A 16,761-nucleotide genomic window follows, 5' to 3' on the forward strand; every position below is an offset into this window, starting at 1 on the left:
ATGAAAGCGTTCCTTCCTGAACAAACCCGTGTCAGCCAGGTCCATCTGCGCACCGCCAGCCTCGAGCGCTCGTTGGGGTTCTATGCGGATGTGCTCGGGCTAAGCGCGCATCATCCAAACGGTTCCCAGGCCGTTCTGTCGGCCGGCGCAGGGCCGGAACTCCTTGTGCTGAGCGAAGACGCGAGCGCTCCGCAACGGCCCCCGCGCTCCATTGGACTCTATCATCTCGCCATTCGCTATCCTGAGCGGCGTGACCTTGCCCATGCGTTTCAGCGGCTGATAAATAACGGGTATCCGGTGGAGGGCGCGTCCGATCATGGAGTGAGTGAGGCAATTTATCTGAGCGATCCCGAGGGCAATGGCGTCGAGTTGTATGCCGATCGGCCACCCACACAGTGGCCGCGGCGCAGAGGCCACCTGGCGATGGTCACCCAACCACTCGATGTGCGGGACCTGCTGAAGAGCGTTCAAGACACCCCAGCCCCGCCTGAGCCGCCGGCAGAGACGGACATTGGCCATATCCATCTGCACGTCGCCAACCTGCCGGCAGCGGACCGGTTCTACCATGAGTTCCTGGGGTTGGCGGTCACCCAACGCTCGATTCCCGATGCCCTGTTCTTGGCGGCCGGCGAGTACCATCATCATATTGGCGTCAACACCTGGGCCGGCCACGCCGCTCCTCCGTCAAACAGCACGGGCCTGATTTCCTACCGTCTCGATGTGCCGGTCAAAGAGATTCTTTATTGCCTGAGCCATCGCGCTCCGCTCCTGGGCTATGAAACCCGAACGCTGCCCGACGCCCATGGCCCGATTCTTCAAATCCGCGATCCCAACGGAAGTTGGCTCGAAATCCAGCACAAGCAACAAACAAGCAATCCGCAACATGCCGAAGCAGCGATTGATTGTGAACATCATTGATGACGAATGCTTCAAATGAGAATTCCAAAGACAGTTAAGGACCACAAAAGAATTGAGCTGATTCGCTCGTTCGGCGAGGGCAATCCCGTCACCGCCACAACGCCCATCCGGCCCGAATCGGGCGATGAGGCATTGCTGGAAGGCTATTCCAATACCGTTACAGGCGTAGTCGAGAAGGTCAGTCCGGCGGTGGTAAATATTCGCGTGTCTCACGCCAACCGCGAAGGGCGCCGCGGTTCACAATCGGGCGGGACAGGCTCGGGTTTTGTCATTGCGCCGGACGGTTTTATTCTTACCAACAGCCACGTGGTCCATGGCGCGGACAAGCTGGAAGTACCACTGGCGGATGGGCGGGTGGTCGGAGCCAGGTTGATCGGGGAGGACCCGGAGACCGATCTGGCCGTTATCCGTGTCAATGTCTCGCAGCTTGTCCATGCGCGGCTTGGCGATTCGAATGCTATTCGCGTCGGGCAAATAGCCGTTGCCATCGGGAGCCCCTTTGGCTTTCACCAGACGGTGACAGCGGGGATTGTCAGCGCCCTGGGCCGCTCGATGCGCTCTCAATCCGGCAGGCTAATCGATAATGTGATTCAAACCGACGCGGCGCTCAACCCGGGCAACTCGGGCGGGCCGTTGGTCAATTCGCGCGGTGAAGTCATCGGCGTCAATACGGCCATCATTCTGCCGGCGCAAGGCATTTGCTTTGCCATTGCCAGCAACACAGCCGAATTCGTTGCGGGGTGGTTGATTAAAGAAGGCCGCATCCGGCGCAGTTGGATTGGTGTAGCTGGCCAGAATATCGCCATTCACCCGCGAGTGGTGAGATTCCATCGCCTGGCGGTGGACCATGGGGTGCTGGTGGCCGGGATTGAGCCAGGGAGTCCGGCCATGCGCGCCGGCCTGCACGAGGGCGACATCATGGTTGCTTTCGAAGGGGAGAAAGTTTCAGGAATTGACGAACTGCATCGCCACCTGGTAGCTGGCGCTATTGGGCAGCCATCGGTTCTCACGGTGCTCCGGCACACGGAAAAAATCGATCTGATCGTGACGCCCGAAGAATTGGTTGGGAACAACGAGCGAAACTGAGGAACAACTACTGCCGGCTGGTGGCATGCTGCTGGAGCCACGCCAAGTCCCGGTTGCCTGGGCATTGCACAAATTTATGAAAGACCGTCAAGAGGGGCGGCGTCGTGCGCCCATCGTGCCATTTGTGAATCTCAGCATGTCCATCGGCAAACGTAATCCCGCTGGCGCCGTTATGATAACCCGCCGGGAGATTGACGAGTTGCTGGGCCACTTCATCGACAGCGAAGTAGCCGTCATCAATGCTGTCTGACCGCTCATCGATAAACACCATGGCGTCGCTCGGTCCAGGCAAAGTGATGCTGGTGCTCTTGGCAAACGTGCGGAAGCCGGCATTCCACGGCTCTGCGTTAGCCCCCATCCAGCAGTTCATCGACATGCTCCGCACCCGGGCGTAGGCTCGGCCCATAATGGTGGTAATGCTTTGGTCCGCAACGCACTTGTAAACCCCCGCCGCACGGACATACGGGCCAATCTGAGAGTAATGCGGATCCAGGAGGTAGGTGATATTCGTATTGTGAGTTTTGTCGTAACCGGTTTCGCCGTCCGGGCTGAGCCAGCCGCTGACCCAGTTCCCCGCATCCTGCACCGGCGTAGCCTCTTTCTTCCAATCATCCCCGGGGAGCACGTCCCGGTTGTCAGTAGCGTACATCAGCCAACCCAGGTCCAGTTGGCGCAAATTATTGATGCAGTGGGCGCCTTGGCCCTTGGCCTTGGCTTTTGACAAACTGGGCAGCAGCATCGCGGCGAGGATCGCAATGATAGCGATGACAACCAGCAGTTCGATGAGAGTAAAGCCCGGTCGTCGCTGGCCAGCGGCTAGGCCACGGGCCTGTCGCTTTGCTGAGGATAATGTTTGCACGGGACAGAGCAAACATGCCCGGAAAGACGGTAACTGTCAAGCAGCTAAACCAGCTCAGGAGCTAATGTGGAACGACAGGCGCCGTTTCCATTGTGCTGGGCTGGGGCGTCCAGGCATTCGCGGACGAATTGGGCCAGTTTGCCGATGGAGTAGGGCTTGGGCAGGAAGTTGCGCCGCTCCAGCAGCGACAGGTCCTGGCCGGCCATGCCGGGGCTGTAGCCACTGGTGTAAATCACCTTGAGATGGGGACATTTCTTCGAGAGACGTTCTGCAAGCTCGCCGCCCATAATGCCACCGGGCATCACCATGTCGGTCAGGAGAAGATCGACCGGACGTTTTGCTTGTTGCCATACTTCGAGGGCCTCGCGGCCAGAGGCGGCTTCCAGAACTGTATAACCCTGAAGCTCGAGCACCTCGACAACCATCTGGCGCAAGGCTGTTTCGTCCTCGGCCACCAGAACGGTCTCGCAGCCCCGATGCAGAACGGTCTCGATGGTGCGGTCGATTTTCTCTGGCGTTTGGAGGCTGGGTGGGAAAAAGACGCGGAACTTGGTGCCTTCCTTCGGTTTGCTTTCCACTTCGAGCCAGCCATGGTGCTGGCGGACGATGCCGAAGACGGTGGACAAGCCCAGGCCAGTGCCTTTGCCGACGGGTTTGGTGGTGAAGAAGGGCTCAAAGATGCGACTGAGGACCTGGGTGTCCATGCCCGCGCCCGTGTCGCTAAACGACAGGCAAATGTATTGGCCGGTGCGTTGTTCAGGGTCCATGGGGGAGGGCGCGCGTTCAACGGCAGCCAGGGACGTGGCGATCAAGACGCGGCCACCGGTGGGCATCGCGTCGCGCGCGTTGACGGCCAGGTTCATGACGATTTGTTCAAGCATGCTGGGGTCTGCATGAATGGCAGGAAGCCATTCGTGCGGATGAAATTCAATGCGGACGTGTTCGCCCACGAGCCTTTGGAGCATCTTGAGGGCGTTGCGCAGGAGCTCGTTGAGGTCCAGATGCCGGAATTGCATGACCTGCTTGCGGCTGAACATGAGCAACTGCCGGATCAGAGTGGCGGCACTGGCAGCGGCGACGGAGATTTCCTGGGAAGATTTTGCTTGTGGACTGCCGGGGGCCGATTTGTGCTGCAGCAAACCGGCGTGGCCCTGGATGATGGTGAGGATATTATTGAAATCGTGCGCGACGCCTGCGGCGAGCTGGCCGATTGCTTCCATCTTTTGGGCCTGACGCAGTTGCCGTTCCAGCAAAACGCGCTCGGAGACATCCTGGGCAAGGAGCAGCACGTGCGGCTGCCCGCCCAGCATGACGCCGGAAAGGCAGACGCGCATTTCGCGCAAAGCCCCGTCCGGTTTGCGGATGGTGGCCTCGCGGTCCCGCACCACCCCCTGCTGTGCTAAATCTTTGTACCACGCATCGGCCACTTCAGGTTTTTCCCATAGGAACAACTCGGACGGGCTGCGCCCAATCATCTCGTCGCGTTTGTAGCCGGCGACCTCGGCGAAGCGCTGGTTGACATCCACGAAGCGGAGGTCGCCGACGCTCTGAATGCCGCTCGGAACAGGGCTTTCGTGAAAGGCCTTCGAGAAGCGCTCTTCGGACATCGCGAGCGATTCATTCGCGCTGGCCAGTTCTTTTATCTGCAAACGGGCCTGTAAATTGAGCAGCCACTTCTTGGTTAATGCATGAGCGAGTTGGCGCACTTCGATGTTATCGAACGGCTTCTTGAGCACCAAAAGGCTGTCGGGTTGGCCGACCCTGGCCCGCATTTCTTCCCAGGAATAATCGGCATAGGCGGTGCAGACGACGATTTGCAGTTCCGGATCGGCTTCCCAAATGCGCGCAATGGTTTCCACACCGTCCCAGCCGGGCGGCATTCGGACATCCACGAAAGCCAGCGCGTAAGGGCGCTGGCTGGCGAGGGCCTGCTTAACCAGTTCCAAGGCCTCCTGGCCCTGATAAGCGGAGTCGAGTTCAAAACAGGTCTCCGGCGGAGGCAGTTTGTCCTGCTCGAAGAGGACCTCTTCCATGCGGTTGACAGCGGCGTCGCCGGAGTGGTCCGGGCAGAGAATCTCGCGGAAGTCGCCGTGGATGCTGGTGTTGTCATCAACGATGAGGATGCGATGATTAAGCTTGAGGTCTTTGCTGTTCATATGCTGGTGCGCGTTGGTGAGGTTTCCTTTTGCCGGGCGCAGGCGGCAGTAGGTAAGTCCAGAGTGAACTCGGCGCCTTTGCCTGGGCCCTCGCTATGAGCGATCAGCGTGCCGCCCATTTCTTTGGCTGCGTTGGCGCCGCTATGGAGTCCGAAGCCGTGGCCATCTTTCTTGGTTGTAAAGCCGTGGTTGAAAATCCGGGTCAAATTTTCCGGGGCAATCCCGACACCATTGTCGGCGATGCGGATGCTGACGCGATCGGGCGAAGTCATTTCCACGCGAACGGTGAGGCGCTTGGAGGCATCGTCCTGGGATGCCATGGCATACTTTGCGTTTCGGACCAGGTTGATGAGGATTTGCAGTACTTTGTGCCGGTCCACGCAGACGGGCGGGATGTTTCCGGCGAAGTGGCGAACGATCTCGATGCCATGCCGATCGAACGCGGCGGCGTTCATTCGCAAGGCATCCTCGACCAAGGCAACTACTGCCAGGTTTTCATATACACCCGAAACCTTGGCGTAACTCTGCTGCATAGCCACGATCTCTTTGATGTGCTCGACGTGCTCGTTGACCGAATCCATCTTCGCAATCAGGTTCTTCTGTTCCCCGGCCAATTGGTCCGCCACGCTGGCGAGGTATTCGGGAAGAATTTTGCCTTTGGGATCCGTGGTGAGGAATTGGGCGAGCTGGCCATTTTGCTCGCGCAAGAGGGCTGTGGCGCGTTGGAGATTAGAGAGTTTGGACTGGCGCAGGCGCTCGGCGACAGCGGTGGCGGAGACGCTGACACTGTTGAGCACGTTGCCGACATTGTGGAGCACGCCGGTGGCGACCTCGGCCATGCCGGCTAGCCGGGAAGTGCTCATCAACTGCCGATTGAGCTTGTCAAGCTGCTCGGCATCCAGCTTTTCGCGGGTGACGTCGAGGAAAATGCCGCGCATGGCCACCGGCTTGCCTTGCTCGACCAGTACCGTGCCGCTCTCGCGAATCCAAACCGTCCGGCCGCCGGCGGCGATCATGCGATATTCATAAGTGTAGGATTGAGTGCGTGCGGCCATTTCGGCGCCGGTGTGGATGGCTTTGGCAGCATCCTGTGGATGGAGTTTTTGCTCCCAAAAATCAGGCTGGTCCAGCCAGGCCTGAGGTGGATAGCCCAGGATGTCTTCACTCTGGCGGCTTACGAAAGTGAACTGGAAGGTATCGGGTTTGCGTTCCCAGACGATGCCGACAATCGAGTTGATCAGTGCCTCCATTCTCTGCTGGGAGAGGCTGAGGGCGGCATCCTGACTCTGGATGCGGCTGAGCATTTCGTTGAAAGATTCTGCCAGCCGGCCCAACTCGTCGCCTCGTGCCCCTACCTTAACGCGCAACGAGTAATCCTTCTTTTCGCCTACGACCCGGGCAATTTGGGCCAGGTGCAGAATCGGATTTGTAATCGTGCGCCCCAATTGGCTCGAAAGGAACACTGCCAGGCTGATGGACAAGAACATGACCCCAAGAACCACCTTCCCGTAGAAGCCGAGCAGGTCGAGAAAGGTTCGGCGATAGTCCGAGCGCAGGTAAAGCATTCCCAATTGTTCTCGGTTCAACTTGACCGGTTGGGTGACAAGCAGGTCTCCATCGACAAAGCGCCATGCTCCCGGAGAGGGAAACTGAGACAGCGTTTGGGCGTCTTCGGTCTTTCCAAAGTGAGCGAAAGGCGAGCCATCTGGCAGGATCAGGGTGGCTGCTAGAACTTTGGGATCGGCCTGGAGCGCTCCGACGACCTCGGCTGCGGCCTGTTCATCTTTGAAGGCCATGGCAGCCGTGCTGTTGTTGGCGATGATGACGGCCAAGGTGGCGGAATCGCGCCGGAAATTGGACCGGAAATTCAGGAGTTGAAACGCGAAAAAGGAGGTGATGGCGACGCACAGGACGCCGCCGCAGATCAGCATTGTCATCCCCAACATCTTCTGTTGGATGGGCAGGTCCCGGATTAGTTTCACTCGGTCCGAATGCCAGACTGCCCCAAAAACGGACAAACCCGTTCCGCTGCCTTTTGCAAATGTAAGACGGTTTGAGCGCAAGCCAGCTAGAACCGCAACTGACGTGCCAAATCGGCAGTGCGAGAAGCCTGTGGCAGCAGCGTCCGGCCTCTGGCTCCGAGCCTGGACGCCGCCTCTGCCCGTCGGCAAAGGGGTCAGGCTCCCGGGCGCAAGGCAAGGCTCATCAGTTTGGAACTGATTTTCAGCCCGGCGATTGTGGCAGCGTTTTTATTGATTTGAAACCGGATTTTGGTCCCCTCAAGGACGAAATTGATCATACCCCCCTTCTCGGTGAAACGGTCGGTCTCACTCACCGTTAGCACGCTGGCGCCCTTGAGGGTGTTAAATATCTCTGGCAGATGCTTTCTCTCAGAGGCGCTAATGAAAAGAATGTGGCAATTCGTAGCGTCGCTGGCCGAATAAAACTGCTTAATCAGCACTGGATGGTCATCGACTGTCTTGTTGCGGATCGTCTGCGCAAGGTCGTCATGGAATGGGTTTTTCCCTAAAATGCCTATAATCAGGGGCGATTTCACCGAGGCAAAGGCGCGCGGCGGCCATTCGACGAATTTGGCGAAATTGAACAGAAAGGCGGCTTTGACATGGTACTCCGTCGGCATGAACTCCTGGGCAGGCCCATAACTGCCGGCCAGCGCCAGCAAAAGCAGGACCCAGCATCGCCATGAGGCCGCCCGACAACGCATAAAAGCTAAAAACCGCAGATAAACACAGATGGACGCCTGACAATGCTTCTATCCAATAGTGAAGCACGCGGCTTCGCCCTGCGGGTTGCTGGATTGCATTTCCCCCCAAGTGGAGCCAAAAAACAAGGCAAAGTTTCCGCAAACCTCAAGCACCCAAGGTTTTGGTTTGGAACCTGCTAAAGAAGAACCCCTACCGGCATGATTGTTTCAGCGCGGAAAGCATTGCCTTGCCATTGCTGCACCGCATCCACGGGCGCGGCGGGTAAGTCCATGCCCGGATGCCATGCTCTTGGAATGCTTGCACTTTCATTGGTAATTGGCGGGTTTCCAGCCGCGGCGGCCGCCCAAACGAACCAGGTGGACCTCGCTGCGCTTCCACTCGAAACGCTGATGAACATGGACGTGCAGGTCGTGTACGGCGCCTCGCGGTTGGAGCAAAAAACAACCGAGGCGCCCTCTTCCGTAACGATTATTAATTCTGATGAGATCAAGAAATACGGTTACCGAACGCTGGCGGACGTCCTGGCCAGCGTGCAGGGCTTCTACGTCTCTTATGACCGGAACTATTCCTTCCTGGGGACTCGAGGGATCAACCTTGGAGATTTTAATGACCGCGTCTTGTTGCTGGTGGACGGTCACCGGGTGAATAACAATTTCAACGACGGCGCTTCCATTGACACGGCATTCATCCTCGATGTTGACCTGATTGACCGGGTGGAAGTCATTAGGGGTCCTGGCTCAGCCATTTACGGCGACAACGCTTTTTTTGCCGTTATCAACGTGATTACCCGGCAAGGCAAACAATTGAAGGGTTTCGAGGCCTCAGGCGAATATGGCTCGCTCGACACCTACAAGACCCGGTTGAGCTATGGAAAGGTCTTTGGAAACGGCCTCCAGATGCTGCTCTCGGGCACTTATTATCAGAGTGCGGGGGAGGACCGGCTTTTTTACAAGGAATTTGATACCCCGGCACAGAATAATGGCATAGCGCAGGATATGGATGGCGGGTCCTTCGGCAGCGCCTTCGGCTCGCTGAGCTATGGGGACTTCACGTTGGAGGGGGCGTTCAATCGTCGCCAAAAGGTCAACCCAACCGCCCAATTCGACCTGACCACATTCGACGACCCGCGATTGCGCACCATCGACCAGCGCGATTATTCTGAGTTGAAATTCGCCCACAGTTTCCCGGATATCGTGGACGTGACGGCGCAGGTTTATTACGATAGTTACACGCACCAAATTGGCTATCCCCAATCGCTCCTGGCCGGAAACAACGTGGTTTTCAGCAGCTTTTCCTCCGAAAAGGACCTGGGCGAGTGGTGGGGCACCCAACTGCAACTGAACAAACGGTTATGGGACCGGCACGTCATCACCCTCGGGGCAGAGTATCGAGACGACTTTCTGCAGGATTCCCGGGTTGTCGTCGAGAACATGCCAGGTGCGGGTTCCCACAGCCGCACCAACCGCCTGAGCTACGGCGTCTATGCCCAAGGCGATTTCACCGTGCTCACCAATCTCCATTTTACCGCCGGGGTACGCTACGATCAATACGACAGTATTAGTCCTGCCATCGATCCCCGCCTGGCTCTTATCTATCATCCGGTCCAGACCTCGACCCTCAAAGCCATTTACGGCACCGCGTTCCGCGCACCCAGCTTTTATGAACTCACTACATCCGACCATCCACTTAACCCGGAGGAAATCACGGGTTACGAGTTGGTGTACGAGCAGGAAATGGGCGCACACTTGCGCTCTTCTCTTTCCGGTTTTTATAACCAGATGAACGATCTTTTGGTCTTTAGCAGCGGGAGTTTCACGAACTTTAACGCGCAGACCGCCGGCCTCGAGCTTGCGTTGGAGGGGACCTGGGCCAACGGCATACGGAGCCGGGCAAGCTATTCGTTCCAGAACACGAAGAGTTCGTCCGTCGGTTGGGCCATGCCGGATTCGCCAGACAATCTAATCAAATTGAATTTGAGTGTGCCCCTGTGGAAGGACAAAATCTTTGGCGGGCTGGAATTCGATTACACCAGCAATCGCAGAAGCCTGCACAATACAACCGACCCGAGCGGTCAACCGCTCACGGTGCAAGGCACAGAGGCAGGGGGCTTTGGGGTCATCAACCTGACCTTATTCACCCAAAAGGTTGTCAAAAACCTCGAATTCTCCGCCAGCATTTACAACCTGCTCGACCGCCATTACCTGGACCCGGCTTCGCAATTTCATGTGCAGGACCTTATCGCCCAGGACGGTCGGAGTTTTCGGGTAAAACTGACGTACCGTTTCTAGACAACTGGCACGAGGGTTGCTTCCATTTTTAGACAGTATCTATGGGAAATGAGCCGAATTTGCGACGCTTGCTGCAAAAAACAGCCAGGTGGCTCATTTTCATTGGGCTTCTTTGGCCGAAACTTTGCATGGCTGGCGGACCGCCCCCCGTGATTACTGTCCAACCTGTAAGCCAGACTGTCCTATTATTGGGCATTGTTACCTTTTCGGTGACTGCCTCGAGTGGAACGACAATGACTTACCAGTGGTTTAAGGACGGCACTGCAATCCCTGGGGCCACAGCGAGCAGTTACACGATTCTTACAGTCCTGGGGACCAGCGCTGGAAACTACTACGTACAGGTAAGCAATGCAGGCGGTTCGGTGGTGAGCAACAACGCCACGCTGAACGTCGTTGCTCCCCCAGGAATCATTACGCAACCGCAAAACCAGACGACCATCAAAGGACAAAATGCTTCATTCTCTGTGATTGCGAGTGGTACGGGACCGCTCAGCTATCAATGGTTTTTTAAGAACAAATCAATTGGTGCCACCGGCACAAATGCGACGCTCACCCTCCTAAGCGTCGGGCCCAATCAAGCCGGGGGTTACGTGGTTGTTTTGACCAATATGCTGGGATCGATTACGAGCGTAGTGGCGACCTTGACAGTGCTTGTGCCGCCGGGAATCTCAACACAACCCCAGAGTCAGTCGATCGTACAGGGTCAAAGTGCTTCATTTTCTGTGAAAGCAAGCGGCACGGCGCCCCTTGGCTATCAGTGGAATTTTAACGGTACGCCGATGTCGGGGGCGACCACGTCAGCGCTGGGACTAACCAATGCTCAGACTGCGCAGGCAGGAGGCTATACGGTACTGGTCACCAACAGCGCCGGGTCGGTTACAAGCGTGGTGGCGAGCCTGACCGTGGCGCTGCCAACCATTAGTCTATCCGTTGCCCATGGCACCGGAATGAGTCCCACAGGCTTTGCTTTTCAGGCCTCGGTTCCAGCGGGATACACTTACGTCGTCCTGGCTTCGAGTGACTTCCAGTCGTGGATTCCCATAGAGACGAATGTCGCCACAACCGGGAGCGTTGCTTTTACGGACCCTGCCGCCACAAACTATAGCCAGCGATATTACCGGGTGACGGCTCAGTAAACTCCTAGCTTGGGTTTGCAGGAGGTTGTTGGGTTGGCGCCTCGAGCTTTTTTTCCAACTCGTTAAAGCGGCGGAGCAGGTCAGGCAATTGCTGCAAGGCTATCATCTGGCGTTTGGCCTGGCGATCCGGTTGAGCGGGGGTCCAGAGCCATTTCTCCCCGTCGGGGATGTTGCTCATGACACCCGATTGGGCGCCGACGGAAGCCCGATTGCCGATCTTGAGGTGGCCCGCAAGGCCGGCCTGGCCGGCCAGGATAACATAATTACCCAGCCGTGTGCTGCCGGCGATGCCGGCCTGCGAGACGACCAGGCAGTGCTCTCCAACGGTCACATTGTGGGCGATTTGCACCAGGTTATCGATCTTAGTGCCCCGCCCTATAATCGTTGGACCAAGCGCTCCGCGATCGATGGTCACATTGGCCCCAATCTCCACGTCATCCCGTATGAGCACACTCCCGATCTGCGGCACCTTGCGATGCACCCCTCCGTCCTGCACATAACCGAAACCGTCGGAGCCGATGACGGTGCCGGAATGGACGCGGACGCGATTGCCAATCTCGGTGTTGGGATAAAGAACGACGTTGGGAAACAGGTTGACCTCCTCGCCAAGGATGCAGCCCGGGGCGATGTGGTTGCCCCCCTGAAGGACCGTGCGCGGCCCAATGCGAACCTTGTTGCCAACCACGCAATAGGGGCCGACATGGGCGGTTGGGTCCACCTGGGCCCCCGTGGCGATGAGGGCGGTCGGATGCAAGCCAGGCTGAAACACTGGTTCGGGGAAGAACAACGGAAGCACCTTGGCAAACGCTATCCGTGCGTTGGGGACGCGAATCAGCGTCTTGCCGCGACTCGAAGTGAACGAACCATCGACAATGACAGCCGAGGCCGCGCTCTGTTCGGCGCGGGCGAAATAGTTCTCGTTTTCCGCAAACGTCAAGTCCCCAGGTTGCGCCCGGTCGGCTGGAGCGAAGCCTGTCATGTCGAGAGAACCATTTCCGATGACCTCGCCTCCGAGGAGTTTTGCAATTTCAGCGGCAGTCATAATGGACAGCAAGTCACCGGTTGACTTGGTTAATCGCCGTCACTATAAAGGCGGCGGAACCTAATTCAATCCTTGAATCACCGAAGCACCAAATAAACCCAGGAGAATCAATTATGTCCAAGAAACCACTCAATGTCGGTCTGGTCGGCGGCGGCAAGGGAGCCTTTATTGTTCAGCCCCATCAGAAGGCGATTCATTTTGACGGCACCCGGCGGGTGACTGCCGCGGCTTTGTTTCCAGACCCTAAAATAGCCCTCGAAGAAGCGGCTCATTGGCCTTACCCGCTCAAAGGGTACGGTTCTTATGACGAGATGATCTCCGGCAACGCCAGCCTGCCGGAGAATGAGAAGTTGGATTACATTGTCATCGTGACCCCCAACCACGTGCACTTCGATCCCGCCATGAAAGCCCTCAAGGCAGGCATAGCCGTTTTTTGTGAAAAGCCGCTTTGCTTGAATCTCAAAGAAGCCAACGAACTCGTCAAAGCCGTCGCGAAATATAAGGCGCCCTTTGGCGTGGCGCACACCTATTTGGGGCACTGGACCACGCGTTTTTCCCGTTACATCGTCAGGGCGGGGCTCCTGGGCGAAGTGCGCTGGGTGGACTCGTGCTATCTGCAAGGCTGGCTGGCGACCAAACTCGAAGCCACCGGTCAAATGCAAGCGGCCTGGCGCACCAACCCGAAGCTGGCCGGAGGTTCGGGATGCGGCGGGGATATCGGGACCCATGCGTTAATGCAGCTCCGTTACGTCACCGGCTTGGAAGTCGAAGAACTCTCAGCTCAACTGGAAACTTTCGTGGAAGGGCGTCCGCTGGATGATCACTTCACGGTTTATTGCAAGCTGAGCAATGGCGGCAAGGCCTTGGTCCGCGCGTCGCAAATCTCCATCGGCCATAAGAACGACCTGAGCATCGAAGTAGCGGGGACGAAAGGGACTTTGCGCTGGCGCCAGGAAGAGCCGGAATCCATCACCATCCATCTGTCCAATCAACCCGACCGTGTCTATTGGCGCGGCGGGGTCACTGCAGGCGATGGATTCCTGCCCAAGGATGTGCCTGCAGACTTGTTGGCTGAGCCGACCATTCCCTCGGGGCATCCGGAGGCCTTCCACGATGCCTATGCCCGGCTGCATCGCTGCTTCGAAGCCGACGTGCGCAAATGGAAAGCGGGCGAACCCTTCCAAAGCGACGGCTCGAAGTACGCCAACGTGATGGACGGCTGGAAGGGAATTGCCTTCATCGAAACAGCAGTCAAGAGCAGCAAAATGAAAGGGGCGTGGACGTCGATGCCTGCTGCCTGATGGGCAGCGGTCAAATCATCTGTTGCAACGGACGATTTTGGGGTTATGTTGGCTGCATGGATTGGCAGCAGTTGGTGTCCTTAACGATTGTCGCGCTCGCAGCGGGGTTGCTGCTCGCGAGCAAGTTTCGGCGGCGGCGGTTTAACTTCCAAAAAGACACCCATTGTGGATGCTCTGCCGGCGGGCCGGCTGCCGCCCAGCAATCGATTGTGTTTCGTGCCCGCAAAGGCCAACGCCCCGAGGTGCTGGTCAAAATGGGTTGAGGCGCTTGCGACCATGCAAGAGCTGAGATAACGTTACTTTTCGCTGAATGGCCATGTGCAAAAGTTCATCGGTGCATTTCGTTACCCGCTCTGCGGGCAGTGTGCGTGAAGGGGCGGCTCGGGCGCATTGGGTGCCCAATACCGATGTCTATGTCACCGACAACGGCTTGGTCGTCAAAGTCGAATTGGCGGGGATGCGCAGCGAGCATCTGGAAATCACCGTCGAGGGCAACCGCCTGCGTATCAGTGGGAATCGCCCGGATGGGTGCCGTGCGGCTAAATGCAGTTTTCTTGTCATGGAAATCAACTACGGCCCGTTCGAGAGTGTTCTCGAGGTGCCTGCGGGCTACGACCTGTCCCAGGCCAAAGCCGCCTACCTCAATGGGTTCCTGCGGATTGATGTGCCAATGACCATGCGGCCAGCTAAAATGACCAAGGTGCCAATTGCCGAGGGGAATTCTTCTATCATCTGAACTTTTTCCGGGCGTCGGGCATCTAACTTGCAGAATGTCGCGATATGACCTCGCCCGACACAGAGTTTATTAGCATCCTGGGGGCCGCCGGCAGTCCTGAAGCCCCAGCCCGGGTTTCTTCCAGCTCATTGCCCGATGCCCTCCCTATTCTTGGGCTGTCGGACATTGTCATTTTTCCTGGGATGGTGGCGCCACTGCTGGTTGAGACGCCCCAGAGCACCAAACTCATCGATGATGTGGTCGCCGGCGACCGGCTCCTGGGTGTGGTTCTGCAGCGCAATGCCGAAGCCGAAAACCCTTTGCCGCACGAGATGCACGAAGTGGGCTGCGCCGCTCGCGTGCTCAAGATGCTTAAGTTTCCCGACAACACCGTTCGGGTGCTGGTCGAGGGCCTCTGGCGCATTCATATCAAGACCTATCCCACGACCGACCCTTACCTGAGCGCGAAGTTCGAGCTCATCAAGGACCTCATCGAGAACTCGGTCGAGTTGACCGCGATGATGCGCAACGCCCAAAGCCAGTTCCAGGAAATCATCAAGCTCTCTCCTGCGCTTTCCGAACAGATCAAGATCGCCGCCCTTAACACGGAAGACCCCGGCCATTTTGCCGACCTGGTCGCAGTCAATCTCAACCTGGGTTTGGAAGAACGCCAGCAACTCCTCGAAACCGCCTCGGTAAGGGAGCGGCTCACCCGCCTGCTGCCCATGCTCAATCGCGAGCACGAGGTCTTGACCCTCAGCTCGAAAATACAGACTGAGGTCGCCACTGCCATTTCCAAAACACAACGGGACTTTTTCCTCCGAGAACAGATGCGCGCTATCCAGCGCGAACTCGGAGAATCCGACCCCAATGCGAGCGAGATTCGGATGCTTCGGGAGAAGATTGAGCAAACCGCCCTTCCGCCCGAGGCCATGCAGGTTGCCACCCAGGAATTGGACCGGCTTCAACAGATGCCCCCGGCGGCCGCCGAATACGCCGTCACACGCCATTACCTGGATTGGATTCTGAGCTTGCCCTGGATGAAGGAGACCGAGGATAAGATCGATCTGGCCGAGGCCGAACGCATCCTGAACGAACAGCATTTTGGGCTGACGAAGGTCAAAGACAGGTTGCTGGAGTTCTTAGCGGTCATCAAGCGCCGCAAACAAATCAAAGGCCCCATCCTCTGCCTGGTTGGCCCGCCGGGAGTTGGCAAGACATCCCTGGGCCGGAGCGTGGCCGACGCGCTAGGGCGCAAATTCGCCCGCATTTCCCTGGGCGGCATGCGTGATGAGGCCGAAATCAGAGGGCACCGGCGCACTTACGTCGGCGCTCTGCCCGGGCGCATCATCCAAACCTTGCGCCGCGTCGAGAGCCGCAACCCGGTGATTCTTTTGGATGAGTTGGATAAAGTGGGGGCCGATTTCCGGGGCGACCCCGCCTCGGCATTGCTGGAAGTGCTGGACCCGGCCCAGAACAATACCTTTACGGACCATTACCTCGATTTGCCATTCGACCTCTCGCGGGTGCTGTTTATCACGACAGCCAACTGGCTCGAGCCGATTCACCCGGCCTTGCGCGACCGGCTCGAAGTCATCGAGCTGCCTAGCTACACCGAATCGGAGAAGCTCGAAATCGCCAAGCGCTACCTCGTGCCCCGCCAAATGGAGGAGCATGGTCTGGCCAAGCAGGAGGTGCGTATCCCGGAGAACACTTTGCGCCGGCTCATCCACGATTACACACGCGAGGCAGGAGTCCGCCAGCTCGAAAGGGAAATTGCCGCCCTGACCCGCAAGGCCACACGCAGGATTGTCAGCAACGGCCACTTCCCGCGCCCGCTGGTGCTTAAGCCCGATTCACTCAAGGAACTCCTGGGCGCCGCCCGGTTCGTCAATGAGACGGCGGAAACCATCAAAGAATATGGCATCGCCACCGGGTTGGGTTGGACCCCCGTGGGCGGGGAAATCCTCTTTATTGAGGCAACCCGGATGCCGGGCAAGGGGGGGTTGCTGCTGACCGGTTCGCTGGGGGAAGTAATGAAAGAAAGCGCCCAGACAGCCGTCAGCTATTTACGCAGCCAGTCCAAAGCCCTCGGTATCGACCTCAGCGATTATGCCAGGTTTGACATTCACATCCACGTGCCCGCCGGCGCTACCCCGAAGGATGGCCCCAGCGCCGGCGTCGCCCTGGTCGCTGCTCTGGCCTCCCTGCTGACCCGCCGCCGCGTGCGCTCCGATGTCGCGATGACCGGCGAGATCAGCCTGCGCGGGCGCGTCATGCGTGTCGGCGGCATCAAAGAGAAAGTGCTCGCCGCAGCCCGGTTTGGTATCAAGCAAGTGATCCTTCCCGACCAGAACAGTTCCGACTGGTCTGAAGTGCCCGCTGAGGTTCGGACAAAGCTGAAGGTGCATTTTATCAAGCACATCTCCGAGTTGCTGCCCATTGCGCTGCACACAAGATAAAGATGAAGGATGAGGGATTGACTAGCGAGGCAGAGCCTCAGACCGACGAGATGTAGTTAAAGTTCGAATGGT

13 protein-coding genes are annotated in these 16,761 nt (G+C 57.9%); 8 read left to right on the top strand and 5 right to left on the bottom strand.

From position 1 onward, the window contains the following. Both VG146_07295 and VG146_07300 read left to right on the top strand, forming a co-directional pair. A complete protein-coding gene (locus VG146_07295) occupies positions 1-918 on the top strand; it encodes a VOC family protein (GenBank protein ID HEV2392154.1) in 918 nt (305 codons plus the stop codon). Positions 919-933: 15 nt separating this feature from the next. After that, positions 934-2,004: a trypsin-like peptidase domain-containing protein gene (locus tag VG146_07300; protein HEV2392155.1), complete on the top strand. Its 1,071-nt coding sequence runs from the start codon at positions 934-936 to the stop codon at positions 2,002-2,004. Positions 2,005-2,011: 7 nt separating this feature from the next. Here the strand turns inward: VG146_07300 and VG146_07305 are convergent, their stop codons facing one another. From VG146_07305 to VG146_07320, 4 genes are all read right to left on the bottom strand, one after another. Then, complete coding sequence (locus tag VG146_07305) at positions 2,012-2,863, bottom strand: prepilin-type N-terminal cleavage/methylation domain-containing protein (GenBank protein ID HEV2392156.1); 852 nt, start codon at positions 2,861-2,863, stop codon at positions 2,012-2,014. Between the two features lie 44 nt (positions 2,864-2,907). Further along, positions 2,908-5,019, bottom strand: coding sequence for a response regulator (locus tag VG146_07310; protein ID HEV2392157.1), 2,112 nt, complete (start codon positions 5,017-5,019; stop codon positions 2,908-2,910). Continuing rightward, positions 5,016-7,001, bottom strand: coding sequence for an ATP-binding protein (locus tag VG146_07315; GenBank protein ID HEV2392158.1), 1,986 nt, complete (start codon positions 6,999-7,001; stop codon positions 5,016-5,018). The genes VG146_07310 and VG146_07315 overlap by 4 nt, the downstream gene beginning before the upstream one ends. Positions 7,002-7,195: 194 nt before the next feature. Then, positions 7,196-7,744, bottom strand: a complete 549-nt coding sequence (locus tag VG146_07320; GenBank protein ID HEV2392159.1) for a YfiR family protein — start codon at positions 7,742-7,744, stop codon at positions 7,196-7,198. 294 nt (positions 7,745-8,038) lie between these two features. Here VG146_07320 and VG146_07325 point away from each other — a divergent pair, with 294 nt between their 5' ends. Both VG146_07325 and VG146_07330 read left to right on the top strand, forming a co-directional pair. Beyond that, positions 8,039-10,033, top strand: coding sequence for a TonB-dependent receptor (locus VG146_07325; protein HEV2392160.1), 1,995 nt, complete (start codon positions 8,039-8,041; stop codon positions 10,031-10,033). A gap of 149 nt (positions 10,034-10,182) precedes the next feature. Then, on the top strand, positions 10,183-11,169 hold the full coding sequence (locus VG146_07330) for an immunoglobulin domain-containing protein (GenBank protein HEV2392161.1): 987 nt from the start codon (positions 10,183-10,185) through the stop codon (positions 11,167-11,169). A gap of 4 nt (positions 11,170-11,173) precedes the next feature. On the opposite strand, the gene lpxD is transcribed toward VG146_07330, so the two are convergent. Next, positions 11,174-12,211, bottom strand: a complete 1,038-nt coding sequence (lpxD, locus tag VG146_07335; GenBank protein ID HEV2392162.1) for a UDP-3-O-(3-hydroxymyristoyl)glucosamine N-acyltransferase — start codon at positions 12,209-12,211, stop codon at positions 11,174-11,176. A gap of 113 nt (positions 12,212-12,324) precedes the next feature. On the opposite strand from lpxD, the gene VG146_07340 reads away from it, so the two are divergent. Genes VG146_07340 through lon form a run of 4 tightly spaced genes read left to right on the top strand, consistent with a single transcriptional unit; the run spans position 12,325 to position 16,689 of the window. Next, complete coding sequence (locus VG146_07340; GenBank protein HEV2392163.1) at positions 12,325-13,512, top strand: Gfo/Idh/MocA family oxidoreductase; 1,188 nt, start codon at positions 12,325-12,327, stop codon at positions 13,510-13,512. Next, positions 13,488-13,775: a hypothetical protein gene (locus tag VG146_07345; protein HEV2392164.1), complete on the top strand. Its 288-nt coding sequence runs from the start codon at positions 13,488-13,490 to the stop codon at positions 13,773-13,775. The genes VG146_07340 and VG146_07345 overlap by 25 nt, the downstream gene beginning before the upstream one ends. A gap of 47 nt (positions 13,776-13,822) precedes the next feature. Then, positions 13,823-14,248 (top strand): Hsp20/alpha crystallin family protein, encoded by a 426-nt coding sequence (locus VG146_07350; GenBank protein ID HEV2392165.1) that lies wholly within the window; start codon positions 13,823-13,825, stop codon positions 14,246-14,248. A 44-nt stretch (positions 14,249-14,292) separates the two neighbouring features. Further along, entirely contained in the window at positions 14,293-16,689 is a 2,397-nt protein-coding gene (gene lon, locus VG146_07355) for an endopeptidase La (protein HEV2392166.1), read from the top strand. The last annotated feature ends 72 nt before the right edge of the window (positions 16,690-16,761 follow it).

The organism is Verrucomicrobiia bacterium (genome assembly GCA_035946615.1).
Classification (GTDB): domain Bacteria; phylum Verrucomicrobiota; class Verrucomicrobiia; order Limisphaerales; family UBA8199; genus DASYZB01.

What these genes read in the sequence shown, in the direction of transcription:
- VG146_07295 (HEV2392154.1), top strand. Translation starts at nt 1, where the DNA reads ATGAAAGCGTTCCTTCCTGAACAAACCCGTGTCAGCCAGGTCCATCTG.
- VG146_07300 (HEV2392155.1), top strand. Translation starts at nt 934, where the DNA reads ATGAGAATTCCAAAGACAGTTAAGGACCACAAAAGAATTGAGCTGATT.
- VG146_07310 (HEV2392157.1), bottom strand. Translation starts at nt 5,019, where the DNA reads ATGAACAGCAAAGACCTCAAGCTTAATCATCGCATCCTCATCGTTGAT.
- VG146_07320 (HEV2392159.1), bottom strand. Translation starts at nt 7,744, where the DNA reads ATGCGTTGTCGGGCGGCCTCATGGCGATGCTGGGTCCTGCTTTTGCTG.
- VG146_07325 (HEV2392160.1), top strand. Translation starts at nt 8,039, where the DNA reads ATGCTTGCACTTTCATTGGTAATTGGCGGGTTTCCAGCCGCGGCGGCC.
- lpxD (HEV2392162.1), bottom strand. Translation starts at nt 12,211, where the DNA reads ATGACTGCCGCTGAAATTGCAAAACTCCTCGGAGGCGAGGTCATCGGA.
- VG146_07340 (HEV2392163.1), top strand. Translation starts at nt 12,325, where the DNA reads ATGTCCAAGAAACCACTCAATGTCGGTCTGGTCGGCGGCGGCAAGGGA.
- VG146_07350 (HEV2392165.1), top strand. Translation starts at nt 13,823, where the DNA reads ATGGCCATGTGCAAAAGTTCATCGGTGCATTTCGTTACCCGCTCTGCG.
- lon (HEV2392166.1), top strand. Translation starts at nt 14,293, where the DNA reads ATGACCTCGCCCGACACAGAGTTTATTAGCATCCTGGGGGCCGCCGGC.